This is a genomic window from Stenotrophomonas humi, assembly GCF_001431415.1.
Classification (GTDB): Bacteria; Pseudomonadota; Gammaproteobacteria; order Xanthomonadales; family Xanthomonadaceae; genus Stenotrophomonas; species Stenotrophomonas humi.
This window is the reverse complement of record NZ_LDJI01000013.1, coordinates 95,380-117,032: the sequence shown is the minus strand read 5'-3', so window position 1 is coordinate 117,032 and position 21,653 is coordinate 95,380. Positions and strand designations below refer to the sequence as shown.

The window sequence follows — 21,653 nt, the reverse complement described above, 5'->3', positions numbered from 1 at the left end:
GTGACGCCCCACGCACGGACGCAGCAGGCCCGCCCGATCAGTACTTGCCCCATTCGTAGAGGCGAATCACGACAATTTCCGAAGGTTGCGTGAGCTTGAGATAGTCGACGATGGCGCCGCGTATCTCGCCCATTGCCGCGCTTGTCATATCCCAGCCCCAACCAAACGCCCGCCTGCGATACTCATTCATGGCGGCCGCCGCAGCACCCATCGGTTCCGCGCGGAGCGCCGCCGTGATGCGGCCGGCGTGCTTTCCATCCAGCACCCAGAGCCAAGGCGATACGTTCGTCGCCACCCCCTCTTCCAGCGACCTGAAGAACGCATCCTCAAACAGATGCCACCCCTCCCCGAGGGTGTTGAAGCCGACGATCCTGGCGCAATCCTCTCGCCAGGGCGGATCAGGTGTAGGAGGAAAACCAATGGGATACGGCAGCTCTTCCGCACTGACCGGCCAGTGATAGCGCGCCGGAAGTGTCGCTATTTCGAGTGCATCTGACATGCAGGAAAACCTGGCGGCAGTGATGGAAGACACGCATGTCGAACAGGCAACAGCTCGCCGGCCCCGGACGATCAACCTCCTGGCGAGGCCCCAGCAACGCTGTGCCGCCGGAAACCAAGGCAGCGGCTGGACTGCAGCCACCCGATCGCTCAGCCCGCCGCGATACCACTCTGCTTGCGCACAATGGCCATCGCGATCTCCAGTGACTGTTCGTAGTTCAGACGCGGATCCACACTGGAGCGATAGGCACGCTCCAGATCACGCTCGGTCAGCTCGCGTGCGCCGCCCGTGCACTCGGTGACGTCCTCGCCAGTGAGCTCAAGGTGCACGCCACCCAGGCGCGTGCCAGCGGCAGCATGCAGATCGAACGACATCTCCACTTCGCTGCGGATGTTGTCGAAACGCCGGGTCTTGTAGCCGTTGCTGGTGCTCTCGGTATTACCGTGCATCGCATCGCATACCCACAACACGCGTCGGCCATCGCGCTTCACCGCATCCAGCAGCGGCGGCAGTTTGTCGGCGATCTGCGACGCCCCCATGCGGTGGATGAAACTCAAGCGACCAGGCTCGTCATCCGGATTCAAGACATCCATCAGGCGCAACAGCTGATCTGGCTGCACCGTCGGGCCAACCTTGATCGCAATCGGGTTACGCACGCCACGCAGGTACTCCACGTGGGCACCATCCAGCGCCGCCGTGCGCATGCCGATCCACGGGTAATGCGTGCTCAGGTTGAACCAGCCATGTTGACGCGGCACCTGACGGGTGAGGCCCTGCTCGTAATGCAGCAGCAACGCCTCATGCGAGGTGTAGAAATCCACCCGGTTGAGGTTGTGCACCTGCGAGCCGGACAGGGTTTCCATGAAGTCCACCGCGTCACCGATCGAGGCAACCATCTTCTGGTACTCGGCCGCCAGCGGCGAATACCCCATCCAGCTGAGATTCCAGTACTCCGGATGGTGCAGATCGGCGAAGCCACCGTCGATCAACGCACGCACGAAGTTCATCGTCAGCGCAGAACGCGAGTGGGCGGCGATCATCCGCTGCGGATCAGGCAGGCGCGCTGCCTCGGTGAACTCCGGCGCGTTGATCACGTCGCCGCGATAGCTGGGCAGCGTCACCTCGCCGCGCGTCTCGGTATCGGCCGAGCGCGGCTTTGCATACTGGCCGGCGAAGCGCCCCACGCGTACCACCGGCATGCGCAGGCCGTGCACCAGCACCAGGCTCATCTGCAGCAGCACCTTGAGCCGGTTGGAAATCATCCCCGATTCGCAGTCGGCGAAATTCTCCGCACAGTCGCCGCCCTGCAGCAGGAAGCGCTTGCCTTCCTGCGCCTCGGCCAGCTGCTGCTTCAGCGCGAAGATCTCCCACGAGGTCACCAGCGGCGGCAGCCGCCGCAGCTCGGTCAGCGCCAAATCCAGCGCCCGTGCGTCCGGGTAGGTGGGCATCTGCAGCGCCTGCTTGCCACGCCAGCTGTCGGGCGCCCAGCTGGAATCCGTGGCGGCCGTGGACAGCGGGGAAGACAGGTTCATACAGGTACCGTTGTTTTGCAGGGAAAATGGAAAATCAGAGTCGGCGCGACTTGCGCGCACGCAGGCCGGCGTACAAGCCGCCCAGGCCCAACACCACGAACCACACCAGGCTCCACATCGGCATGCTCAGGCCGAGGAAGGTCCAATCAATATTGCCGCAGTCACCGGTACCGGTAAGCACCGTGCGGAACACTTCAAATGGCCCCATGGTTTCACTGAGAAAGCTCAGCGGCGGGCCACAGCTGCTACCCAGGTCCTTCGGCAACAACTGCACATACACATGCCGCCCGGCAATGCCGGCGCCAATGCCGGCCAGCACCAGCGTCAGAACGCCATATGCGGCGCGCCCGGCACGGCTGGAAGGCCCATGCAGCGCCCCCAGCAGGAAGCCGACACCCAGCGCCGCGAAGGCGATGCGCTGGTAGATGCACAGCGGACACGGCACCAGACCCATCTGGATCTGCGTGTAGATCGCAAAGGCCAGCAGCCCCGCACAGACCAGAAAGCCCGCCAGAAACTGGGCGCGAAAACTCCAACGCAGAGGATTCATCACATCAATCCGATTCAATAGTGCGGCAAGAGTAGCAGCCCGTTCCGCGGCTGGCAGCAGCGGTTGCAATGGCGACTTTACATAAGCAAAAAGCCCGACCTGGGCCGGGCTTCTGCTTCATCCGTTGCTGGATGAAAGTACGCGATTACTCAGCGACTTCTTCTGCAACAGCAGCCGGACGGTCAACCAGCTCGACGTAGGCCATCGGAGCGTTGTCGCCGGCGCGGAAGCCGCACTTCAGCAGACGCAGGTAGCCGCCCGGACGGGTGGCGTAGCGCGGGCCCAGGATGGTGAACAGGTTGCCGACGGCTTCCTTGTCACGCAGGCGGGCGAACGCCAGACGACGGTTGGCGACCGAGTCAACCTTGGCCAGGGTGATCAGCGGCTCGGCAACGCGGCGCAGTTCCTTGGCCTTCGGCAGGGTGGTCTTGATCAGCTCGTGCTTGAACAGCGACGCAGCCATGTTCTTGAACATTGCTTCGCGGTGGGCGCTGGTACGGTTGAACTTGCGGCCCGACTTCTGATGACGCATGGGACTAATTCCTTAGAAATGAATGGTAGGACGTTGGATTTCTCTGTCGCCATCCTGGCGTTGTTGCACGGACTGCGGATGGTCCTGACCGCCCCTCCTGGACGGCCGGCGCCGCGGCTTGTCAGCCGTCAACGCGGGTACTGCTACAACATTCCCCCGCATGGCTTGCCATGCGGGGGAACAGGTGTTGCTTAACCAAGCATGCCGTGAGCGGCGACACCGGCCGGCGGCCAGTTCTCCAGCTTCATGCCAAGCGACAGGCCACGCTGGGCCAGCACTTCCTTGATCTCGGTCAGCGACTTCTTGCCGAGGTTCGGGGTCTTGAGCAGTTCCACTTCGGTCTTCTGGATCAGATCACCGATGTAGTAGATGCTCTCGGCCTTCAGGCAGTTGGCCGAACGCACGGTCAGCTCCAGGTCGTCGATCGGGCGCAGCAGCACCGGATCCACGCCGTTGTTGGCCGGCTTGGCCGCACCGCGATCGCGGTGGGTGAAATCACCGAACACCGACAGCTGATCGCTGAGGATGTCGGCCGCGGTGCGGACAGCTTCCTCGGCATCGATCGTGCCGTTGGTTTCGATATCGATGACCAGCTTGTCCAGATCGGTACGCTGTTCAACGCGAGCCGCTTCCACCGAATAGGCGACGCGGCGAACCGGCGAGAACGAAGCGTCCAGAACCAGACGACCGATCGCACGGGTTTCTTCGTCCGGACGACGACGCGCGGCCGCCGGCTGGTAGCCGAAGCCACGCTCGATCTTCAGACGCATGTTGATCGATGCGTCCTTGGTCAGATGGCAGATCACGTGGTCGCCGTTGATCACTTCGACGTTGTGGTCCAGCTTGATGTCGGCAGCAGTCACGGTGCCCGGGCCCTGCTTGGACAGGGAGAGCGTGGCGCTGTCGCCGGTGTGCATGCGGATAGCCACGTCTTTCAGGTTGAGCAGGACATCCAGCACGTCCTCCTGCAGGCCTTCAAGCGTGGTGTACTCGTGAAGCACGCCGTCGATCTCGACTTCGGTAATGGCGAAGCCCGGGATGGACGACAGCAGCACGCGACGCAGGGCGTTGCCCAACGTATGCCCGTAACCACGCTCCAGCGGTTCGATCACGACCTTGGCGCGGGTCTCGGTAAGGCGTTCGATCTGCGGACCGCGAGGACGCAGAACCTGGTTTGCGGTAACCGTCATGTTGCGGGGTCTCCTGCGAACCTCCGGTGCAACCCGGAGGTTCTCCATTGTGAATTACTTCGAATACAACTCGACGATCAGCGCTTCGTTGATATCCGCAGGCAGGTCCGCACGATCCGGCACAGCCTTGAAGACGCCGCTGAACTTCTTCGAATCGACTTCGACCCACGACGGGCTGAGGTCGTGCTGCTCGGCGACGACCAGGGCTTCCTGGACGCGCAGCTGCTTGGCAGCCTTTTCCGACAGAGCGATCGCATCGCCGGCCTTGACCTGGTACGAAGCCAGGTTCACCGACTTGCCGTTGACCGTGACACCGCGGTGCGAGACCAGCTGACGAGCAGCCGGACGCGTCACTGCGAAGCCCATGCGGTAGACGACGTTGTCCAGACGGGTTTCCAGCAGCTGCAGCAGGTTCTCGCCGGTGTTGCCCTTCTTGGTCGAGGCCTTCTTGTAGTAGTTGCGGAACTGACGCTCCAGCAGACCGTAGATACGCTTGACCTTCTGCTTTTCGCGCAGCTGGGTAGCGTAGTCGGACAGCTTGCCCTTACGGGCGGTAGCGCCGTGCTGGCCGGGCTTCTGCTCCAGCTTGCACTTGGAGTCCAGCGCACGGGCCGGGCTCTTGAGGGAGAGGTCGGCGCCTTCGCGACGGGCGAGCTTACAGGTAGGACCGATATAACGAGCCATTTCTTATCGCTCCTTTAGACGCGACGCTTCTTCGGCGGACGGCACCCGTTGTGCGGGATTGGCGTCACGTCGATGATGTTGGTGATCTTGTAGCCGACGTTGTTCAACGAACGTACGGCCGACTCACGGCCCGGACCCGGACCCTTGATGCGGACTTCCAGCGACTTCAGTCCGTAATCCAGCGCAGCCTTGCCAGCCTTTTCGGCGGCAACCTGAGCGGCGAACGGAGTCGACTTACGCGAGCCACGGAAACCGGCGCCACCGGAGGTCGCCCAGGACAATGCATTGCCCTGACGGTCGGTGATGGTCACGATGGTGTTGTTGAACGAAGCGTGGACGTGGGCAACGCCATCAGTGATGACGCGCTTGATCTTCTTCTTGGTTTTTGCTGCTGCGGGCTTAGCCATTTCTTAGGTCCCTTACTTCCTGATCGCCTTGCGCGGACCCTTACGGGTGCGGGCGTTGGTACGGGTACGCTGGCCACGCAGCGGCAAGCCACGACGGTGACGCAGGCCGCGGTAGCAACCCAGGTCCATCAGGCGCTTGATTGCGATGCCGATTTCACGACGCAGATCGCCTTCGACAATGTACTTGCCGACTTCCAAACGCAGGCGTTCGATTTCCGGCTCCGACAAATCGCGGATCTTGGTGGTCGAAGCAACGCCTGCGACTTCGCAGACCTTCTTCGAACGGGTACGGCCGATGCCGTAAATGCTTTGCAACCCGACCCAGACGTGCTTCTGGGCTGGCAGGTTGACGCCTGCAATACGCGCCATGACGCGGTTCTCCAGCTGAGTGATGGCCGAATACGCACCTTATAGGCGCGCCAATCCGGCAGGATGGATCAAAAATGTTAACTAGCGATACAAACAAGGTCTCGGTTTGCTTTGAAGTCCTTGGAACACGAGGTTCCATGGACCCGGCGTGGGGAGTGTGCCCATGCTCCGGCGCCGGATGTGCTTGGCTCGAAGGAAAACCCTCTTGCCGCCCGCGCTACTCCCGCGCGGAACAACCACATCGCACCCCCACCCGAAACCGCTGCAGGGGCCGCCCTTCTGTTTGGAGACCTGCCCTGGGTGCCAGGGCGGTCAATCGCGCAATGAAGCGCCAAGTATAGCTGGTGAATCAGCCGCGTGCAAAACCACCGCGGTTGCCGCCCTTCAGGTTGGCCTTCTTGAGCAGGCTCTCGTACTGGTGTGACATCAGGTGCGCCTGGATCTGCGCGATGAAATCCATCACCACCACGACCACGATCAGCAACGACGTACCGCCGAAGTAGAACGAGGCATTGAGCTGGGTGCGCATGATTTCCGGCAGCAGGCAGACAATGACCAGGTACAGCGAACCGGCAGCGGTCAGACGGGTCAGCACGGCGTCGACGTACTCCGCCGTTGCCTTGCCCGGGCGGATACCCGGAATCAGCGCGCCCGACTTCTTCAGGTTGTCAGCGGTTTCCTGCGAGTTGAACACCAGCGCGGTGTAGAAGAACGCGAAACCGGAGATCAACGCAGCAAACACGATCATGTGCAGCGGCTCGCCCGGGCCCAGCGCGTTGGCAACCTTCTGCAACCAGGTCGCCGAGCTGGCCTGGCCGGACCACATGGCCAGGGTGGCCGGGAAGGCCAGGATGCTGGAGGCGAAGATGGCCGGAATAACGCCCGCCATGTTCAGCTTCAGCGGCAGGAACGAGGTCTGGTTCATGTAGGCATTACGACCACCCTGACGGCGGGCGTAATTGACCGTGATACGACGCTGGCCACGCTCGACGAACACCACGAAGTAGGTGAAGGCCAGCACCACCAGGACGATGATCAGCAACGAGATGAAGCTCATGTTGCCGTCACGGTAAGCCTCGACGGTGTGGATCACCGCAGACGGCAGGCCAGCAACGATGCCGGCGAAAATGATCAGCGAAACACCGTTGCCGATGCCACGCTCGGTGACCTGCTCACCCACCCACATCAGGAAGATGGTGCCAGCGGTCAGAGCGACCACGGCGGTGAACACGAACGCCATGCCGGGGTTGTAGACCACGGCTGCACCGCCCGGCGACACCTGGTTCTGCAGTGCGAGCGCGATACTGCCGCCCTGCACCACCGCCAGGAGCACCGCGCCGATGCGCGAATACTGGGTGATCTTGCGACGGCCCGATTCACCTTCCTTCTGCATCGCCTTGAGCGCGGGGAAGATATGGACAGCCAGCTGCATCACGATGGACGCCGAAATGTACGGCATCACGTTCAACGCGAAAATGCTGAAACGGTGCAGGGCGCCGCCCGAGAACATGTTGAACATGTCCACGATTCCGCCGCCCTGCGCCTGCATCAGCGCAAGCATGGCATCGGGATTGACGCCCGGCACCGGCACATAACAGCCGATGCGATAGACGAGCAATGCCCCGAGTACGAACAGAAGACGCTGGCGAAGTTCCGTGAACTTGCCCATCCCGCCCGCGAGGTTACCGATGCCAGCTTGCGCCATGTTCCAGTTACTCCTGTACGCTGCCGCCGGCAGCTTCGATCGCAGCCTTGGCGCCGGCGGTTGCCGTAACACCCTTCAGGGTGAACGCCTTGCTCAGCTCGCCCTTCAGGACGATCTTGGCCTTCTTGGCAGTCGACGGGATCAGCTTGGCAGCACGCAGTGCAGCCACGTCGATCTCACCGGCTTCCAGACGATCAAGGTGGTAGGACAGCACTTCTGCGGTGTCCTTGGCCTTGTGCGAGAAGAAGCCAATCTTCGGCAGACGACGCTGCATCGGGGTCTGGCCGCCTTCGAAGCCAGCCTTGATCTTGCCGCCGCCCTTACGAGCGAACGAACCCTTGTGGCCGCGGCCGCAGGTCTTGCCCAGGCCGGAGCCGATACCACGACCGACGCGGGTACGCTCGGTGCGGGCGCCCGGTGCCGGGCTCAGTTCATTGAGACGCAAAGTCATGATCGATTACTCCTCAACCTTGACGAGGTAGTGAACCTTGTTGATCAGACCGCGAACCTGCGGGCTGTCCTTCAGTTCACGCACATCGTTGAGCTTGTTCAGGCCCAGGGCACGCACCGACAGGCGGTGACGCGACTGGGTGCCACGCAGGCCGCGCACCAGGCGCACCTTGACAGTCTTGGACTCAGCCATGGTTGAGATCCTCCACCTTCTTGCCGCGCTTGGCAGCAATGCGAGCCGGCGACTGCACGCCAGCCAGACCCTTCAGCGTTGCACGGACCAGATTGATCGGGTTACGCGAACCCACAGCCTTGGCCAGCACGTTCTTCACGCCAACAGCTTCCAGGACGGCGCGCATGGCACCACCGGCGATGACGCCAGTACCTTCCGAAGCCGGCTGCATGAACACGCGAGCAGCGCCGTGACCATCCTTGACGGTGTGCCACAGGGTGCCGTTGTTCAGGTCAACGCTGATCTGGTTCTTGCGAGCCTGCTCCATCGACTTCTGGATGGCGACCGGCACTTCACGCGCCTTGCCATAACCAAAACCGACCTTGCCTTCGCCATCGCCGACCACGGTCAGAGCGGTGAAGGTGAACTGGCGACCGCCCTTGACGGTCTTGCTGACGCGGTTGACCGCGACCAGCTTCTCGATCATGCCGTCGTCGACTTTCTCTTCGCGGTTACGGTCGCGATCGCGACCCCGCGACTGACGTTCTTCTGCCATGTTGATTCCTTGATTGATTGGGTATGTACGGCTCGGGGCCGCTTATGGTTGTGAAGTGAAGCGTTGACTCAGCGGCGGCTACATAAGAACCGCGACCGCCCGGCACATCCCGTGCCGGCAGGCAGGAAGGGGCACAAGGCCCCTTCCCTTTATTGCTTAGAACTGCAGACCACCCTCACGGGCGGCATCAGCCAGCGCCTTGATGCGGCCATGGTAGCGGTAGCCCGAGCGATCGAAAGCGACCTTCTCGATACCCGCGGCCTTGGCGCGCTCGGCGATCAGCTTGCCAACCTTGACGGCGGCTTCGCAGTTCTTGCCGCTCTTCAGGCCTTCCTTGACTTCGGCCTGGGCCGTGTTGGCAGCAGCCAGCACCAGCGAACCGTCGGCGGTGAAGACCTGTGCATACAGGTGCTGTCCGGTACGCAGGACCGACAGACGCGCGACACCCAGGGTACGGATGTGCGAACGGGTCGACTTGGCGCGACGCAGACGGGCGATGTTCTTGTTCATGTTCTTTATCCTCGAAAGCTGAAAACCTAAGAATTAGGCCTTCTTGGCTTCCTTGCGAATGATGACTTCACCGGCGTACTTCACACCCTTGCCCTTATAGGGCTCCGGCGGACGGAAACCACGGATTTTGGCGGCGACTTCACCAACAACCTGCTTGTCCGAACCCTGCACGACGATTTCCGTCTGCGTCGGGGTCGCCAGCGTGATGCCTTCCGGCGCCACGAACACGACAGGATGCGAGAAGCCCAGCGACAGGTTCAGGTCCTTGCCCTGCATGGCAGCGCGGTAACCCACGCCCACCAGCTCCAGCTTCTTCTCGAAGCCTTCGGACACGCCCTGCACCATGTTGGCCAGGATCGAACGGACGGTACCGGTCAGCGCGTCGAAGGAAATATCCTTCGGATTCAGCGAGACGACGCCGTTGTCGACAGTGATTTCAACGCCAGCGGCCTTCTTCAGCGACAGCGAGCCCTTCGGGCCCTTGACGCTCACGGATTCCGGCTGGATGTCCAGTTCAACGCCCTTGGGCAGGTTGACTGGCTTCTTGGCTACACGGGACATAGTGGACTCCTTCCCTTAGGCCACGAAGCACAGGACTTCGCCGCCGACGCCCAACTGGCGCGCCTGCGCATCAGTCATGATGCCCTTGGAGGTGGAAATGATGGCGATGCCCAGGCCATTCAGGACCTTCGGCAGTTCAGACTTGCCACGGTACTGGCGCAGGCCCGAACGCGAGAAGCGCTTCAGGGTCGCGATGACCGGCTTGCCTTCGAAGTACTTCAGGACGATTTCGAGTTCGGCCTTGTTGTTTTCGATCTTGGTGACGCGCAGATCGGAAATATAGCCTTCTGCCTTCAAGACCTCGGCGATTGCCACCTTGATCTTGGACGACGGGGCTTTCACCGTCTGCTTGCCAACCGCGGCCGCATTCTTGATGCGTACCAGCAGGTCGGCGATGGGATCAGTCATGCTCATGTAAGTACCTTTGAGTGCACCGATATCCGCTTTCGCGAAAATCTTGTGTTGTCCTGGGATGGGCCAGGCCCCCTACTCCACCGGCCAGTTTCTGGCAGGCAAGGAGCGGAATTATACGACAAAGAGTCCGACTTGCGTCGGACTCTTTGAAATTCACCTTCAGGTTGCCCTTCAGGTGTCCCGGCCGGGCCTTGCGACCCGGCGGGAGCCGGTTATTACCAGCTGGCCTTGCGCAGGCCCGGAACGTCACCACGCATGGTGGCTTCGCGCAGCTTGTTGCGGCCAAGGCCGAACTTGCTGTACACGCCACGCGGACGGCCCGACAGTTCGCAACGGTTGCGGTGGCGACACGGCGACGAATCGCGCGGCAGCTTCGACAACTTGATCACGGCGTCAGCCTTCTCTTCGTAGCTCGCGTCCACCGAGGACACGATCTTCTTCAGAGCCGCACGCTTGTCGGCGTACTTCACTGCCAGCTTCTTCCGCTTGATGTCGCGGTTGACCATTGAGGTCTTTGCCATTTCGGTTTCCTCGACGAATCAGTTACGGAACGGGAACTTGAACGCTGCGAGCAGCGCCTTCGCTTCCGCGTCGGTCTTGGCGGTGGTGGTGATGGCGATATCCATACCGCGGATCGCGTCGACGGCGTCGAAGTCGATTTCCGGGAAGATGATCTGTTCCTTCACACCCATGTTGAAGTTGCCACGACCGTCGAACGAACGACCCGACACGCCGCGGAAGTCACGCACGCGCGGCAGCGAGATGTTGATCAGGCGATCCAGGAACTCAAACATGGTGTCACGACGCAGCGTGACCTTGCAGCCGATCGGCCAACCATCACGGATCTTGAACGACGCCACCGAGACGCGCGACTTGGTGACCACCGGCTTCTGGCCGGTGATCTTGGTCATGTCGGCGACGGCGTTTTCAAGCACCTTCTTGTTGGTCGCAGCTTCACCGACGCCCATGTTCAAGGTGACCTTGACCAGACGCGGCACTTGCATCGGATTGGTGTAGCCGAACTGCTTGGTCAGCGCCGGCACCACTTCGTCCTTGTAGAACTTTTCGAGACGGGAATTCATCAATTCATTCCTCAGGCGTCAAGCGCCTCACCGCTGGAGCGGAACACACGCAGTTTGCGTCCATCCTCCAGCACCTTGAAGCCAACGCGCTCACCCTTGCCCGTTGCCGGGTTCAGGACTGCCACGTTGGAGATATGGATCGAAGCTTCGCGCTCGACCACGCCGCCGGCAACACCTGCCTGCGGGTTCGGCTTGGTGTGGCGCTTGACGATGTTCACGTTGGCGACGACCACACGGTCGCCGTCGACGCGGACGATTTCGCCCTGCTTGCCCTTGTCCTTGCCGGCGTTGACGACAACTTGGTCGCCCTTCTTGATACGGTTAGCCATGATTATCTCCTGGCGCTCACAGAACTTCGGGAGCGAGCGAGACGATCTTCATGAACTTCTCGGAACGAAGTTCACGGGTCACCGGCCCAAAGATGCGGGTGCCGATCGGCTCTTGCTTGTTGTTGAGCAGGACCGCGGCGTTGCCGTCGAAGCGGATCAGCGAGCCATCGGCGCGACGCACACCCTTACGGGTACGCACCACGACGGCGTCATACACTTCACCCTTCTTGACCTTGCCGCGCGGAATTGCATCCTTGACGGTGACCTTGATGATGTCGCCGATGTGGGCATAACGGCGCTTGGAACCACCCAGCACCTTGATGCACATCAGTTCCTTCGCACCGGAATTGTCGGCGGCATCGAGGTAGCTCTGCATCTGGATCATGAGTCAGATCTCCTTATTCAGCCGCACGCGTGATGACTTCCACCACGCGCCAGTTCTTGGTCTTGGACATCGGAGCAATCTCAGTCACGCGCACGACATCACCTTCTTTACAGGTGTTGTCGGCGTCGTGTGCGTGGAGCTTGGACGAGCGCTTGATGTACTTGCCGTACAACGGGTGCTTGACCTGGCGCTCCACCAACACGGTGACCGTCTTGTCCATCTTGTTGCTGACGACACGGCCTTCGACCGTGCGCAGCGCTTTCACTTCAGTATTTTCGCTCATAGCAGCCATCCTTACTTCGTGCTGCCGATCAGGTGCTTGACGCGAGCAATCTCGCGGCGCACCCGGCGGGTTTCGTGGGTCTTCGGCAGCTGGCCGGTGACCTGCTGCATACGGAGCGAGAACTGCTCCTTACGCAGGTCGGTCAGGTGGGCCTTGAGATCGTCAGCCGACTTCTCGCGGAGTTGTTTGATGTCCATCAGCGCACCGTCCGGGTTACGAAAGTGGTGGTCACCGAGAGCTTGGCAGCGGCCAGGCGGAACGCCTCGCGTGCCACTTCCTCGGTAACGCCCTCGACTTCATAAATCATGCGGCCCGGCTGGATCTGAGCGACCCAGTACTCCACGCCGCCCTTACCAGCACCCATTCGAACTTCGATGGGCTTCTTGGTGATGGGCTTGTCGGGGAACACGCGGATCCACATCTTGCCGCCGCGCTTGACGTAGCGGCTGATCGAGCGGCGAGCCGCTTCGATCTGACGCGCGGTCAGCTGGCCGTGAGCGGTTGCCTTCAGGCCGTACTCACCAAAGCTGACAGCATTTGCGCTCCAGCTCAGGCCGTCGTTACGACCCTTGAACATCTTGCGGTATTTGGTTCGCTTGGGTTGCAACATTGCCGTTACCTCGCTTCACGAGCCGGACGCGACGGACGGTCGCCACGGTCGCCGCGATCGTTACGATCGTTGCGCGGGCTGTCGTCCTGCTTTTCCTGGCCAACCTGGGAGAAATCGAAGATCTCGCCCTTGTAGATCCAAACCTTGATGCCGATGATGCCGTAGGTGGTGCTGGCTTCAGCGAAACCGTAGTCGATGTCGGCGCGCAGGGTGTGCAGCGGCACACGGCCTTCGCGGTACCACTCCGAACGGGCGATTTCTGCACCATTCAAGCGGCCACCCACGTTGACCTTGATGCCCAGGGCACCCAGACGCATCGCGTTGCCGACCGAGCGCTTCATTGCACGGCGGAACATGATGCGACGCTCCAGCTGCTGCGCGATGGACTCGGCAACCAGCTGTGCGTCCAGCTCCGGCTTGCGCACTTCAGTGACGTTGATGTGCGCCGGGACGCCCATCATCTCGCTCACTTCCTTACGCAGCTTCTCGATGTCCTCACCACGCTTGCCGATCACCACGCCCGGACGGGCGGTGTGGATCGTCACGCGTGCGGTCTTGGCCGGACGCTCGATCAGGATCTTGCTGATGCCGGCCTGTGCAAGCTTCTTGCGCAGCATTTCGCGAACTTTCAGGTCGGCTGCCAGATAACCAGCAAACTCGGCCTTGTTGGCGTACCACTTGGAGTTCCAATCCTTGGAAATACCGAGGCGGATACCAATCGGATGAACTTTATGACCCATGGTCTTTTCCTTTCCGCTTACTTGCCGGCGGCCACAACCACAGTGATGTGGCTGGTGCGCTTGAGGATGCGGGTACCGCGGCCTTTCGCCCGCGCCATGAAACGCTTCAGGGTCGGACCTTCATCAACCATGATGGTCTTTACCTTCAGCTCGTCGACGTCAGCGCCCTGGTTGTTTTCGGCGTTTGCGATTGCCGACTCCACGACCTTCTTGATCAGGAGTGCGGCTTTCTTGTCCGAAAACTTCAGCAGGTTGACTGCACGCTCGGCCGGCAGGCCACGCACCTGGTCAGCGACCAGGCGAGCTTTCTGCGCAGAGATGCGCGCGGTGCGCAGGATTGCTTTCGCTTCCATTGTCATCTCTCCTTACTTGCCCGACTTCTTGTCGCCACCGTGACCCTTGAAGGTCCGGGTGACGGCAAATTCGCCGAGCTTGTGGCCGACCATGTTCTCGTTGACGAGAACCGGGATGTGGTTCTTGCCGTTATGCACGGCAATGGTGATGCCAACCATTTCAGGCAGGATCATCGAACGGCGCGACCAGGTCTTGATCGGCCTTTTACTACCCGCAGCGGCCTCCACCTTCTTGACGAGGTGGTGATCGACGAACGGGCCCTTCTTGAGTGAACGTGCCATGGTCGATTAGCCCCTACGATCGCGGACGATGAATTGCTGAGTGCGCTTGTTATGGCGCGTCTTGTAACCCTTGGTCGGAACACCCCACGGGGTGACCGGATGCGGATTACCCTGGCCGGCCTTGGCTTCACCACCACCGTGCGGATGGTCAACCGGGTTCATGGCCGCACCGCGGACGGTCGGCTTGACACCGCGCCAGCGCTTGGCACCGGCCTTGCCGAGCTTCTCGAGGTTGTGCTCGTCGTTGCCAACTTCACCAATGGTGGCGCGGCATTCGACCGGCACCTTACGCATTTCACCCGAGCGCAGACGCAGGGTGGCGTAGATGCCTTCACGAGCAACCAGCTGCACGGCTGCACCAGCAGCACGAGCGATCTGAGCGCCCTTGCCCGGCTTCAGCTCGATCCCGTGGACGGTGGTACCGACCGGGATGTTGCGCAGCGGCAGGGTGTTGCCGGTCTTGATCGGTGCGTGAGCACCGGAGATGACCTGGTCACCCGCCTTCAGGCCCTTCGGGGCGATGATGTAGCGGCGCTCGCCGTCGACGTAGCACAGCAGGGCGATATGAGCGGTGCGGTTCGGATCGTATTCGATACGTTCCACGCGCGCCGGAATACCTTCCTTGTTGCGCTTGAAGTCGATCAAGCGATAGTGCTGCTTGTGACCACCGCCCACGTGACGGGTGGTGATGCGACCGTGGTGGTTACGACCACCGGACTTGCTCTGCGGCTCCAGCAGCGCTGCATGCGGCGCGCCTTTGTGCAGATCGGGGGTGACCACACGCACGGCCGAACGACGGCCGGGGGAAGTGGGTTTGAATTTCATCAATGGCATGGGATGTACCTCAGGCCTTGGCCGTTACATCGATGGACTGGCCATCGGCGAGACGCACATACGCCTTGCGCCAATCGCCGCGACGGCCGGTGCGGTTACGGAAGGACTTGTTCTTGCCCTTGACGTTCAGCACGTTGACCGACTCGACCTTGACGTCGAACAGCTGCTCAACCGCGGCCTTTACATCGGCCTTGGTGGCTTCGTTCGAAACTTCGAAGACGTATTGGTTGGAGATTTCCTGCAGGCGCGCGGTCTTTTCAGAGACTCGCGGAGCGCGCAGCACGCTGAAGATTTTTTCGTTGCTGCTCATGCCAGCCACTCCTCGACCTTCTTGACCGCATCAGCGGTGATGACGACCGTGTCGGCACCGACCAGCGACACCGGGTCCAGGCCCTGCACGTCACGCACCTGCACGTAAGGCAGATTGCGGGCCGACAGGTACAGATGCTCGGAAGCCTCTTCGGTGACGATCAGCGGGCGCTTGCCCACTTCCAGGCCAGCCAGCTTGGCGATCAGAGCCTTGGTGCTGGTCGCTTCGACATCAAACGACTCAACGATGGTGATACGGCCCTGACGGTTCAGCTCGGACAGGATGGCGCACATGGCGGCGCGATACTGCTTGCGGTTGACCTTCTGGTCGAAGCTACGCGGCTTGGCCGCGAAGGTGACACCACCGCCGACGAAGATCGGAGCGGTCAGGGCACCGTGACGAGCGCCACCACCCTTCTGCTTCTTCGACTTCTTGGTGGTACCAGCCACTTCAGAACGTGTCTTCTGTGCCTTGGTGCCGGCGCGAGCGGCGTTGCGATAGGCAACGACGACCTGGTGAACCAGATCTTCGCTGAAATCGCGGCCGAACACGGCTTCGGAGACCGAGACCTTGTTGTTGCTACCCGTGATAACGAGTTCCATCGTCATCTCTCCTTATGCCTTGCTAGCCGGACGCACGATCACGTCACCACCAGCTGCGCCAGGCACGGCACCGCGGATGGCAATCAGACCACGCTCGACGTCGACCTTGACCACTTCCAGGTTCTGCGTGCTTTGCTGCACAGCACCCATGTGGCCGGACATCTTCTTGCCCGGGAAAACGCGACCCGGGGTCTGGCGCTGGCCCAAGGAACCCGGCGCGCGATGCGACAGCGAGTTACCGTGGGTTGCATCGCCCATACGGAAGTTGTAGCGCTTGATGGTGCCCTGGAAGCCCTTACCCTTGGTGACGCCCTGGACGTCAACCGTCTGGCCGACTTCAAAGATGTCTGCCTTGATTTCGCCACCGACGGCGAAATCGCCGATCTGGGCGTCTTCAACGCGGAATTCCCACAGGCCACGGCCCGCTTCCACCTTCGCCTTGGCGAAGTGGCCGGCTTCCGGCTTGTTGACCAGCGCAGCGCGACGGGCGCCGACGGTCACCTGCACTGCGCTGTAGCCGTCAACTTCGACGGTCTTGATCTGCGCGATGCGGTTCGGGGTTGCTTCGATCAGGGTCACCGGGATGGAGCGGCCATCTTCAGTGAAAACGCGGCTCATGCCAGCCTTGCGGCCCACGAAGCCCAACGAATATTTCTTCGTCATGGTCGTAGTCCTCAGGTCAGCTTGATCTGAACGTCGACGCCGGCAGCCAGTTCGAGCTTCATCAGCGCGTCCACGGTCTTGTCGTTGGGGTCGACGATATCGAGCACGCGCTTGTGCGTGCGGGTCTCGTACTGGTCACGCGCGTCTTTGTCGACGTGCGGGGAGACGAGAATGGTGTAACGCTCGATCTTGGTTGGCAGCGGGATCGGGCCACGCACTTGCGCGCCGGTCCGCTTGGCCGTTTCAACGATCTCGCTGGCCGAACGGTCGATCAAACGATGATCGAACGCCTTCAACCGAATCCGGATCTTTTGGTCCGCCATGACGGTGTTCCTATAGGTCTAAAGAGCGACAGGCCTGGCCTCTGTGTGTGCCAGACCCCATGAAAACGACGGTCGGCGCGCGAGCACCTCCCGTCAACGAGAATCCCTTCAAAACAGCAAGGCGGCCCGGTTTCCCGGCCCGCCCCAGACACGTTCAAACGCGCAGAAATCACCCCGACTTACCGGAGTGACCCACGCGACCTGTCCTTGTCTGGCGAATACGAGGCGCGTCCTGCCCCTCCTTTCGCTGGTTGCGAAGCACACGATAAACGTGACCTTCGCGAGTGGTCGTGCATTCTGTCAGCATTTTCTGGCGCGTGCAAGTCGACCCCCTGACGGGTCACCAACGCTTCAGCTGGCGGCAAGCCTGAGAGGCTTGCCGCACCTGGCTCGCGCTATTCCCGCACGGCCGTTTCGGCCCGCTCCGCCTGCAGCAGGCTGTTGAACAGCAGCTTGAATGAGGCATGGGTCTGCGCGCGGAACGTGATGTCGGTGCCGAAGAAGGTCAGCCGCCCGGCCCCCACATCCGCCTCGGCCGCCAGCACCCCACCCTGCAGGTGCTCCTGGCCCCAGGCCCAGCCGCTGCGCAGTGGCGTGGCCGATTCAAAGTGCAGCAACGGACGGATATCCGCCCGGCCGACAGGCAGATCGAACACCGGCGCATTATCCCAGCGGCCGTCGGAGAAGTAGACGTCCAACTGCGACGGAAGGCCCCAATTCAGCGAACGACCCTTGTCCACCGCCACCTGCAGCACGCTGCCGGGGATGTAGTACTCGCGCTGGCTCAGCGGCTCGGAGCGACCATCCGCCCCCGCCTTGCGCAGATGGCTGGACAACGGCAGCCCCAACGCGACCGCCAGGCCACTGGACGAACCGGTCGTCACCACGTGCCCACCCTTCTGCAGGAAGTCCCGCAGCACCTGCGTCGCGGCCTCACCCTCCAGCTCGCCCAGCAGACTGTGGAACTCCGCCGGCACGGTCGCAGCGGCAGGAGACGCCGGCGTGCGCCCGGCCTTGCCCTCGATGGCAAGCGCCTCCGGCAAAGGCAGCGCGCCACTGGGCAGCATCAGCACGTCAAACCGCTCACGCAGGTTGCCGGCGAGGATCTGCTGCGGATACAACACTTCGTAATCAAAACCGAAGTTTTCCAGTACCAGACGTGTCCAGCCGGACACCATCGAGCCGCCGTAGCGATCCCACAACGCGATCCGCGGCGCACGCACCGGCACCGCACCAGCCAAAGCCCCCTTCCCCGCCACTGCGGCGGCGACGCCGGTTTCATGCAGCGCCGCGACCAATGCATCGCGGTTGCCCGCCGGGACGAAGTACGCCCCATCCTGTACCGGGAGGCGCTGCACCGGGACGCCCGCCTTCAGCAGGCGATTGACGGCGATGACCGCATTGTTGACCCGAGGATCCAGCACCCAACCCGTAGCGGAGTCGGGCAGCGAGGCATCCGCAGGCACCATCAGCGCACCCACGGCCAGCGGCTCGAACTGCCCATCAAAACCCTGCAGCACCCGGTCAAAGGCAACGCCCATCTGCAAGGCCAGGGTCCAGCCTGCCGAGTCATAAGGCGCGATCGGCGGACCACCCGGGTACTCGAAGTCCTGCGGATGATCCTGCGGCTCGAACATGTCGCGCACATGCGGCCGGAATGCCTGATCCGCACGCACCACGAACGAGCCCGCCGGGTACGCCTTGCCGCCCACCTTGAAATCCGCGCGGGCACGCTGCACCTCGACGCCGGCCAACTGCAGCGCGTTGATGAAGGCAATCGCGGTCGGCAGATCCGCCTGGCTGGCCGGGATGATGTAGCCGCGCGCATCACGCTGATCCGGGCGCTGCAGCATCTCCGCCACCTGCGCCTGGGTCAGCTCACTGGACTTGCCGGCGGATGCGGCTTTTGCGCGCTCTGCAGCCGAGCCCAGCGCCGCCGGACTGGCCGTCCAGCTGTCACGACTGCCGCGCTCGATGGAATTGCGGCCCATGCGATAGATGTTCCACAGCAGTTGCTCGCGGTTGCGCGAGGCGTAATCCAGCAACGCCCAGTTCGCGGTGAGGCTGTAGTCGATGGACTGGCGGAAATGCCAGGTCTGCGCGGCGACCGGCGCAGGCAGGTTGCTGTCCGGCAACTGTCGCTCCGGCAGGAACGGGATCTGCATCGGCGTCGGGTTGCCGGTGATCTCGGTCAGCACGCCCAGCATGTTGTGGAAGTACGGCATGGTGCGCAGGCCGCCATTCCACCAGGTCGAATACACGCTGCCGCCCTTGGATACCGCCCCCGGCTTGTTCTCCTGCAGGTAGCGCAGGTTCATCGCCGCGCCCAGCGCTTCCAGCCCGACCGGGATCATCGCGTCGATGTTGTAGTTGTACGGATCGCGGTACGGCGGAATCACGATCACCGTGCCCTTCGGCGAGGTCTGGTGATGGTTGTAGACGATCTGCGGATACCAACGGGTATACATGGCCCGGTTGAGATTGCGCGTTTCCTGCAGCGCCGCCATGTAGAAGTCGCGATTGTTATCGTGCCCGGCGTACTTCTGATAAAGACGCGGCGGCTTGTCGAGCACGCGCTTGGCCGGCACCGGCTCGCGCATGTACCAGTTCGAATACAACTCCTGACCATCGGGATTGGCGTGCACCAGCAACACGATGGTGTCGTCGAGGATGCGTCGTGTTTCAGCATCATCACGGCTTGCCAGCTGCCACACCGTTTCGATCAACTGGTGTGCGCCAACGGTTTCATTGGCATGCAGGCCGCCGTCAATCCACACCACCGCCTTGCCCTGCGCAGCCAGGGCGCGTGCGGCAGCATCACCATCGCGTGCGCGCGCCAGCCGCTCGGAAATGCCACGGTATTCCTCCAGTCGCGCCAGGTTGGCCGGTGAGGAAGCGATCAACATCAGCTGCGCGCGACCTTCGGATGTCTTGCCCAGCTCCACCAGCTGGAAGCGGTCCGAGGTGGCCGCAACCTGACGGAAGTACGCCTCGGTCTGCGTGTAGTTGGCGAGCATGTAGTCATCGCCGATATCGAAACCGAAATGCGCCTTCGGCGATGGCACCGCTGCCTGCAGCGAACCCACCCCCAGCACGACCAACAACATCGCGCATGCGCAACGCCGCAACACCTTCAATCGAATCATTCCCCGCTCCCTTGCTTGCCTGGCACCTTCACGCCACGACCAAATGTGAGTCATCCAGGCATCACCGCTTCAGCGCACGACGCCCATCCAATCAAGATAGCCCACGGCGAATGTTCCGCTATCGCAAAAGATGAATGGACAGATCCGGCAAGCTCGCCCGGGCAACCCGTCAACGCAGACCGGCCCGCGGATCTCCCGTCACATACTGCGCCAACGACCGCGGAGGCCGCGTACCCCCACCACATGCGCACAAGCAGCAACTCAACCCGGCATCAGCTGAATTCAACAGACAAAAAAAGGGCGACCCGAGGGCCGCCCTTCTTTCAACACGTTGCTCCCAAAGGAAGCGCGGCGTTATCAGGCAATGATCTTGGCAACCACACCGGCGCCGACGGTACGACCGCCTTCACGGATTGCGAAGCGCAGGCCTTCGTCCATTGCCACCGGGTTGATCAGGGTGACGGTCATCTTGACGTTGTCACCCGGCATCACCATCTCGACGCCTTCCGGCAGCTCGCAAGCGCCGGTGATGTCGGTGGTACGGAAGTAGAACTGCGGACGGTAGCCCTTGAAGAACGGGGTGTGACGGCCGCCCTCGTCCTTCGACAGCACGTACACTTCGGCGTCGAACTGGGTGTGCGGCTTGATCGAACCCGGCTTGGCCAGAACCTGGCCACGCTCCACGTCGTCACGCTTGGTGCCGCGCAGCAGCAGACCGGCGTTGTCGCCTGCCTGGCCCTGGTCCAGCAGCTTGCGGAACATTTCCACACCGGTGACGGTGGTCTTCTGGACCGGACGGATACCGACGATTTCGATTTCTTCGCCGACCTTGATCACGCCACGCTCGATACGACCGGTCACCACGGTGCCGCGACCCGAGATCGAGAACACGTCTTCCACCGGCATCAGGAACGGCTTGTCCACGTCGCGCTCCGGCGTCGGGATCCAGCTGTCCAGTGCGTCGACCAGCTTCAGGATGGCCGGCACGCCGATTTCGCTCTGGTCGCCTTCCAGCGCCATACGAGCCGAGCCCGAGATGATCGGGGTGTCGTCGCCCGGGAAGTCGTACTTGCTCAGCAGCTCACGCACTTCCATTTCCACCAGCTCGAGCAGCTCGGCGTCGTCCACCATGTCGGCCTTGTTCAGGAACACGACGATGTACGGCACGCCGACCTGACGCGACAGCAGGATGTGCTCGCGGGTCTGCGGCATCGGGCCGTCAGCGGCCGAGCACACCAGGATCGCGCCGTCCATCTGGGCGGCACCGGTGATCATGTTCTTGACGTAGTCAGCATGGCCCGGGCAATCGACGTGGGCGTAATGACGGTTCGCGGATTCGTACTCAACGTGTGCGGTCGAGATCGTGATACCACGAGCCTTCTCTTCCGGAGCGGCGTCGATGGCCGAGTAGTCCTTGAACTCACCACCGAAGCGCTCTGCACCGATCTTGGTCAGCGCGGCGGTCAGCGTGGTCTTGCCATGATCGACGTGGCCGATGGTGCCGACGTTGACGTGCGGCTTGGTACGTTCGAACTTACCCTTGGACATGGCTGCTTCTTCTCGGTAACAGGTTGGTTATG

At 62.0% G+C, this 21,653-nt stretch carries 32 protein-coding genes; all 32 read right to left on the bottom strand.

Annotated features, from left to right (window positions below; translation table 11 throughout):
* Window positions 1–37: 37 nt before the first annotated feature.
* Window positions 38–499: a hypothetical protein gene (locus ABB26_RS07820; RefSeq protein WP_057633116.1), complete on the bottom strand. Its 462-nt coding sequence runs from the start codon at window positions 497–499 to the stop codon at window positions 38–40.
* A 149-nt stretch (window positions 500–648) separates the two neighbouring features.
* Entirely contained in the window at window positions 649–2,031 is a 1,383-nt protein-coding gene (locus ABB26_RS07815) for a class II 3-deoxy-7-phosphoheptulonate synthase (RefSeq protein WP_057633115.1), read from the bottom strand.
* A gap of 34 nt (window positions 2,032–2,065) precedes the next feature.
* Complete coding sequence (locus tag ABB26_RS07810) at window positions 2,066–2,581, bottom strand: disulfide bond formation protein B (RefSeq protein WP_057633114.1); 516 nt, start codon at window positions 2,579–2,581, stop codon at window positions 2,066–2,068.
* Window positions 2,582–2,726: 145 nt separating this feature from the next.
* Window positions 2,727–3,113 carry a 50S ribosomal protein L17 gene (rplQ, locus tag ABB26_RS07805; protein ID WP_055767523.1) on the bottom strand — a complete coding sequence of 129 codons (387 nt, stop codon included), beginning with the start codon at window positions 3,111–3,113 and terminating at the stop codon, window positions 2,727–2,729.
* Window positions 3,114–3,304: 191 nt separating this feature from the next.
* Window positions 3,305–4,303, bottom strand: coding sequence for a DNA-directed RNA polymerase subunit alpha (locus ABB26_RS07800; protein ID WP_057633113.1), 999 nt, complete (start codon window positions 4,301–4,303; stop codon window positions 3,305–3,307).
* 54 nt (window positions 4,304–4,357) lie between these two features.
* Window positions 4,358–4,987 carry a 30S ribosomal protein S4 gene (gene rpsD, locus ABB26_RS07795; RefSeq protein ID WP_057633112.1) on the bottom strand — a complete coding sequence of 210 codons (630 nt, stop codon included), beginning with the start codon at window positions 4,985–4,987 and terminating at the stop codon, window positions 4,358–4,360.
* Window positions 4,988–5,001: 14 nt separating this feature from the next.
* Complete coding sequence (gene rpsK / locus ABB26_RS07790; protein WP_057629606.1) at window positions 5,002–5,394, bottom strand: 30S ribosomal protein S11; 393 nt, start codon at window positions 5,392–5,394, stop codon at window positions 5,002–5,004.
* A gap of 12 nt (window positions 5,395–5,406) precedes the next feature.
* Complete coding sequence (gene rpsM / locus ABB26_RS07785) at window positions 5,407–5,763, bottom strand: 30S ribosomal protein S13 (protein WP_057633111.1); 357 nt, start codon at window positions 5,761–5,763, stop codon at window positions 5,407–5,409.
* 349 nt (window positions 5,764–6,112) lie between these two features.
* On the bottom strand, window positions 6,113–7,468 hold the full coding sequence (secY, locus tag ABB26_RS07780; protein ID WP_057633110.1) for a preprotein translocase subunit SecY: 1,356 nt from the start codon (window positions 7,466–7,468) through the stop codon (window positions 6,113–6,115).
* A gap of 7 nt (window positions 7,469–7,475) precedes the next feature.
* Entirely contained in the window at window positions 7,476–7,919 is a 444-nt protein-coding gene (gene rplO / locus ABB26_RS07775; protein WP_057633109.1) for a 50S ribosomal protein L15, read from the bottom strand.
* A gap of 6 nt (window positions 7,920–7,925) precedes the next feature.
* Window positions 7,926–8,111 (bottom strand): 50S ribosomal protein L30, encoded by a 186-nt coding sequence (rpmD, locus tag ABB26_RS07770; RefSeq protein ID WP_057633108.1) that lies wholly within the window; start codon window positions 8,109–8,111, stop codon window positions 7,926–7,928.
* Window positions 8,104–8,646: a 30S ribosomal protein S5 gene (gene rpsE / locus ABB26_RS07765; protein WP_057633107.1), complete on the bottom strand. Its 543-nt coding sequence runs from the start codon at window positions 8,644–8,646 to the stop codon at window positions 8,104–8,106. The genes rpmD and rpsE overlap by 8 nt, the downstream gene beginning before the upstream one ends.
* A 156-nt stretch (window positions 8,647–8,802) precedes the next feature.
* The gene (gene rplR / locus ABB26_RS07760; protein WP_057633106.1) at window positions 8,803–9,156 is read right to left on the bottom strand and encodes a 50S ribosomal protein L18; all 354 of its coding nucleotides are present in this window, start codon (window positions 9,154–9,156) and stop codon (window positions 8,803–8,805) included.
* A gap of 33 nt (window positions 9,157–9,189) precedes the next feature.
* Window positions 9,190–9,717: a 50S ribosomal protein L6 gene (rplF, locus tag ABB26_RS07755; RefSeq protein WP_057633105.1), complete on the bottom strand. Its 528-nt coding sequence runs from the start codon at window positions 9,715–9,717 to the stop codon at window positions 9,190–9,192.
* A gap of 15 nt (window positions 9,718–9,732) precedes the next feature.
* Window positions 9,733–10,131, bottom strand: coding sequence for a 30S ribosomal protein S8 (rpsH, locus tag ABB26_RS07750; RefSeq protein WP_057633104.1), 399 nt, complete (start codon window positions 10,129–10,131; stop codon window positions 9,733–9,735).
* A gap of 215 nt (window positions 10,132–10,346) precedes the next feature.
* Complete coding sequence (rpsN, locus tag ABB26_RS07745) at window positions 10,347–10,652, bottom strand: 30S ribosomal protein S14 (RefSeq protein ID WP_057633103.1); 306 nt, start codon at window positions 10,650–10,652, stop codon at window positions 10,347–10,349.
* 18 nt (window positions 10,653–10,670) lie between these two features.
* Window positions 10,671–11,213: a 50S ribosomal protein L5 gene (gene rplE, locus ABB26_RS07740; protein ID WP_057633102.1), complete on the bottom strand. Its 543-nt coding sequence runs from the start codon at window positions 11,211–11,213 to the stop codon at window positions 10,671–10,673.
* 11 nt (window positions 11,214–11,224) lie between these two features.
* A complete protein-coding gene (gene rplX / locus ABB26_RS07735; RefSeq protein ID WP_057633101.1) occupies window positions 11,225–11,542 on the bottom strand; it encodes a 50S ribosomal protein L24 in 318 nt (105 codons plus the stop codon).
* A gap of 16 nt (window positions 11,543–11,558) precedes the next feature.
* The gene (gene rplN / locus ABB26_RS07730; protein WP_019186153.1) at window positions 11,559–11,927 is read right to left on the bottom strand and encodes a 50S ribosomal protein L14; all 369 of its coding nucleotides are present in this window, start codon (window positions 11,925–11,927) and stop codon (window positions 11,559–11,561) included.
* 13 nt (window positions 11,928–11,940) lie between these two features.
* Window positions 11,941–12,210 (bottom strand): 30S ribosomal protein S17, encoded by a 270-nt coding sequence (gene rpsQ, locus ABB26_RS07725; RefSeq protein ID WP_057633100.1) that lies wholly within the window; start codon window positions 12,208–12,210, stop codon window positions 11,941–11,943.
* An 11-nt stretch (window positions 12,211–12,221) separates the two neighbouring features.
* Window positions 12,222–12,407, bottom strand: a complete 186-nt coding sequence (gene rpmC, locus ABB26_RS07720; RefSeq protein WP_057629594.1) for a 50S ribosomal protein L29 — start codon at window positions 12,405–12,407, stop codon at window positions 12,222–12,224.
* Window positions 12,407–12,820 carry a 50S ribosomal protein L16 gene (gene rplP, locus ABB26_RS07715; RefSeq protein ID WP_057629593.1) on the bottom strand — a complete coding sequence of 138 codons (414 nt, stop codon included), beginning with the start codon at window positions 12,818–12,820 and terminating at the stop codon, window positions 12,407–12,409. The genes rpmC and rplP overlap by 1 nt, the downstream gene beginning before the upstream one ends.
* A 5-nt stretch (window positions 12,821–12,825) precedes the next feature.
* Window positions 12,826–13,560, bottom strand: a complete 735-nt coding sequence (gene rpsC / locus ABB26_RS07710; RefSeq protein ID WP_057633099.1) for a 30S ribosomal protein S3 — start codon at window positions 13,558–13,560, stop codon at window positions 12,826–12,828.
* Window positions 13,561–13,577: 17 nt separating this feature from the next.
* Window positions 13,578–13,913, bottom strand: coding sequence for a 50S ribosomal protein L22 (gene rplV / locus ABB26_RS07705; RefSeq protein ID WP_057633098.1), 336 nt, complete (start codon window positions 13,911–13,913; stop codon window positions 13,578–13,580).
* Window positions 13,914–13,925: 12 nt separating this feature from the next.
* Entirely contained in the window at window positions 13,926–14,195 is a 270-nt protein-coding gene (rpsS, locus tag ABB26_RS07700) for a 30S ribosomal protein S19 (protein ID WP_057633097.1), read from the bottom strand.
* A gap of 6 nt (window positions 14,196–14,201) precedes the next feature.
* A complete protein-coding gene (gene rplB, locus ABB26_RS07695) occupies window positions 14,202–15,029 on the bottom strand; it encodes a 50S ribosomal protein L2 (RefSeq protein ID WP_057633096.1) in 828 nt (275 codons plus the stop codon).
* A 10-nt stretch (window positions 15,030–15,039) separates the two neighbouring features.
* Window positions 15,040–15,339 carry a 50S ribosomal protein L23 gene (gene rplW / locus ABB26_RS07690; RefSeq protein WP_057633095.1) on the bottom strand — a complete coding sequence of 100 codons (300 nt, stop codon included), beginning with the start codon at window positions 15,337–15,339 and terminating at the stop codon, window positions 15,040–15,042.
* Window positions 15,336–15,941 (bottom strand): 50S ribosomal protein L4, encoded by a 606-nt coding sequence (gene rplD / locus ABB26_RS07685; protein ID WP_057633192.1) that lies wholly within the window; start codon window positions 15,939–15,941, stop codon window positions 15,336–15,338. The genes rplW and rplD overlap by 4 nt, the downstream gene beginning before the upstream one ends.
* Window positions 15,942–15,953: 12 nt before the next feature.
* On the bottom strand, window positions 15,954–16,604 hold the full coding sequence (gene rplC, locus ABB26_RS07680; RefSeq protein WP_057633094.1) for a 50S ribosomal protein L3: 651 nt from the start codon (window positions 16,602–16,604) through the stop codon (window positions 15,954–15,956).
* Between the two features lie 11 nt (window positions 16,605–16,615).
* Window positions 16,616–16,927, bottom strand: coding sequence for a 30S ribosomal protein S10 (gene rpsJ, locus ABB26_RS07675; RefSeq protein ID WP_010341589.1), 312 nt, complete (start codon window positions 16,925–16,927; stop codon window positions 16,616–16,618).
* 395 nt (window positions 16,928–17,322) lie between these two features.
* The gene (locus ABB26_RS07670) at window positions 17,323–20,073 is read right to left on the bottom strand and encodes a M14 family metallopeptidase (RefSeq protein ID WP_083490727.1); all 2,751 of its coding nucleotides are present in this window, start codon (window positions 20,071–20,073) and stop codon (window positions 17,323–17,325) included.
* 357 nt (window positions 20,074–20,430) lie between these two features.
* Entirely contained in the window at window positions 20,431–21,621 is a 1,191-nt protein-coding gene (gene tuf / locus ABB26_RS07665; RefSeq protein ID WP_057633092.1) for an elongation factor Tu, read from the bottom strand.
* Window positions 21,622–21,653 lie beyond the last annotated feature (32 nt).

Coding starts and splice junctions, on each gene's coding strand:
- ABB26_RS07820 (WP_057633116.1), bottom strand. CDS start 499: ATGTCAGATGCACTCGAAATAGCGACACTTCCGGCGCGCTATCACTGG.
- ABB26_RS07815 (WP_057633115.1), bottom strand. CDS start 2,031: ATGAACCTGTCTTCCCCGCTGTCCACGGCCGCCACGGATTCCAGCTGG.
- ABB26_RS07810 (WP_057633114.1), bottom strand. CDS start 2,581: ATGAATCCTCTGCGTTGGAGTTTTCGCGCCCAGTTTCTGGCGGGCTTT.
- rplQ (WP_055767523.1), bottom strand. CDS start 3,113: ATGCGTCATCAGAAGTCGGGCCGCAAGTTCAACCGTACCAGCGCCCAC.
- ABB26_RS07800 (WP_057633113.1), bottom strand. CDS start 4,303: ATGACGGTTACCGCAAACCAGGTTCTGCGTCCTCGCGGTCCGCAGATC.
- rpsD (WP_057633112.1), bottom strand. CDS start 4,987: ATGGCTCGTTATATCGGTCCTACCTGTAAGCTCGCCCGTCGCGAAGGC.
- rpsK (WP_057629606.1), bottom strand. CDS start 5,394: ATGGCTAAGCCCGCAGCAGCAAAAACCAAGAAGAAGATCAAGCGCGTC.
- rpsM (WP_057633111.1), bottom strand. CDS start 5,763: ATGGCGCGTATTGCAGGCGTCAACCTGCCAGCCCAGAAGCACGTCTGG.
- secY (WP_057633110.1), bottom strand. CDS start 7,468: ATGGCGCAAGCTGGCATCGGTAACCTCGCGGGCGGGATGGGCAAGTTC.
- rplO (WP_057633109.1), bottom strand. CDS start 7,919: ATGACTTTGCGTCTCAATGAACTGAGCCCGGCACCGGGCGCCCGCACC.
- rpmD (WP_057633108.1), bottom strand. CDS start 8,111: ATGGCTGAGTCCAAGACTGTCAAGGTGCGCCTGGTGCGCGGCCTGCGT.
- rpsE (WP_057633107.1), bottom strand. CDS start 8,646: ATGGCAGAAGAACGTCAGTCGCGGGGTCGCGATCGCGACCGTAACCGC.
- rplR (WP_057633106.1), bottom strand. CDS start 9,156: ATGAACAAGAACATCGCCCGTCTGCGTCGCGCCAAGTCGACCCGTTCG.
- rplF (WP_057633105.1), bottom strand. CDS start 9,717: ATGTCCCGTGTAGCCAAGAAGCCAGTCAACCTGCCCAAGGGCGTTGAA.
- rpsH (WP_057633104.1), bottom strand. CDS start 10,131: ATGAGCATGACTGATCCCATCGCCGACCTGCTGGTACGCATCAAGAAT.
- rpsN (WP_057633103.1), bottom strand. CDS start 10,652: ATGGCAAAGACCTCAATGGTCAACCGCGACATCAAGCGGAAGAAGCTG.
- rplE (WP_057633102.1), bottom strand. CDS start 11,213: ATGAATTCCCGTCTCGAAAAGTTCTACAAGGACGAAGTGGTGCCGGCG.
- rplX (WP_057633101.1), bottom strand. CDS start 11,542: ATGGCTAACCGTATCAAGAAGGGCGACCAAGTTGTCGTCAACGCCGGC.
- rplN (WP_019186153.1), bottom strand. CDS start 11,927: ATGATCCAGATGCAGAGCTACCTCGATGCCGCCGACAATTCCGGTGCG.
- rpsQ (WP_057633100.1), bottom strand. CDS start 12,210: ATGAGCGAAAATACTGAAGTGAAAGCGCTGCGCACGGTCGAAGGCCGT.
- rpmC (WP_057629594.1), bottom strand. CDS start 12,407: ATGGACATCAAACAACTCCGCGAGAAGTCGGCTGACGATCTCAAGGCC.
- rplP (WP_057629593.1), bottom strand. CDS start 12,820: ATGTTGCAACCCAAGCGAACCAAATACCGCAAGATGTTCAAGGGTCGT.
- rpsC (WP_057633099.1), bottom strand. CDS start 13,560: ATGGGTCATAAAGTTCATCCGATTGGTATCCGCCTCGGTATTTCCAAG.
- rplV (WP_057633098.1), bottom strand. CDS start 13,913: ATGGAAGCGAAAGCAATCCTGCGCACCGCGCGCATCTCTGCGCAGAAA.
- rpsS (WP_057633097.1), bottom strand. CDS start 14,195: ATGGCACGTTCACTCAAGAAGGGCCCGTTCGTCGATCACCACCTCGTC.
- rplB (WP_057633096.1), bottom strand. CDS start 15,029: ATGCCATTGATGAAATTCAAACCCACTTCCCCCGGCCGTCGTTCGGCC.
- rplW (WP_057633095.1), bottom strand. CDS start 15,339: ATGAGCAGCAACGAAAAAATCTTCAGCGTGCTGCGCGCTCCGCGAGTC.
- rplD (WP_057633192.1), bottom strand. CDS start 15,941: ATGGAACTCGTTATCACGGGTAGCAACAACAAGGTCTCGGTCTCCGAA.
- rplC (WP_057633094.1), bottom strand. CDS start 16,604: ATGACGAAGAAATATTCGTTGGGCTTCGTGGGCCGCAAGGCTGGCATG.
- rpsJ (WP_010341589.1), bottom strand. CDS start 16,927: ATGGCGGACCAAAAGATCCGGATTCGGTTGAAGGCGTTCGATCATCGT.
- ABB26_RS07670 (WP_083490727.1), bottom strand. CDS start 20,073: ATGATTCGATTGAAGGTGTTGCGGCGTTGCGCATGCGCGATGTTGTTG.
- tuf (WP_057633092.1), bottom strand. CDS start 21,621: ATGTCCAAGGGTAAGTTCGAACGTACCAAGCCGCACGTCAACGTCGGC.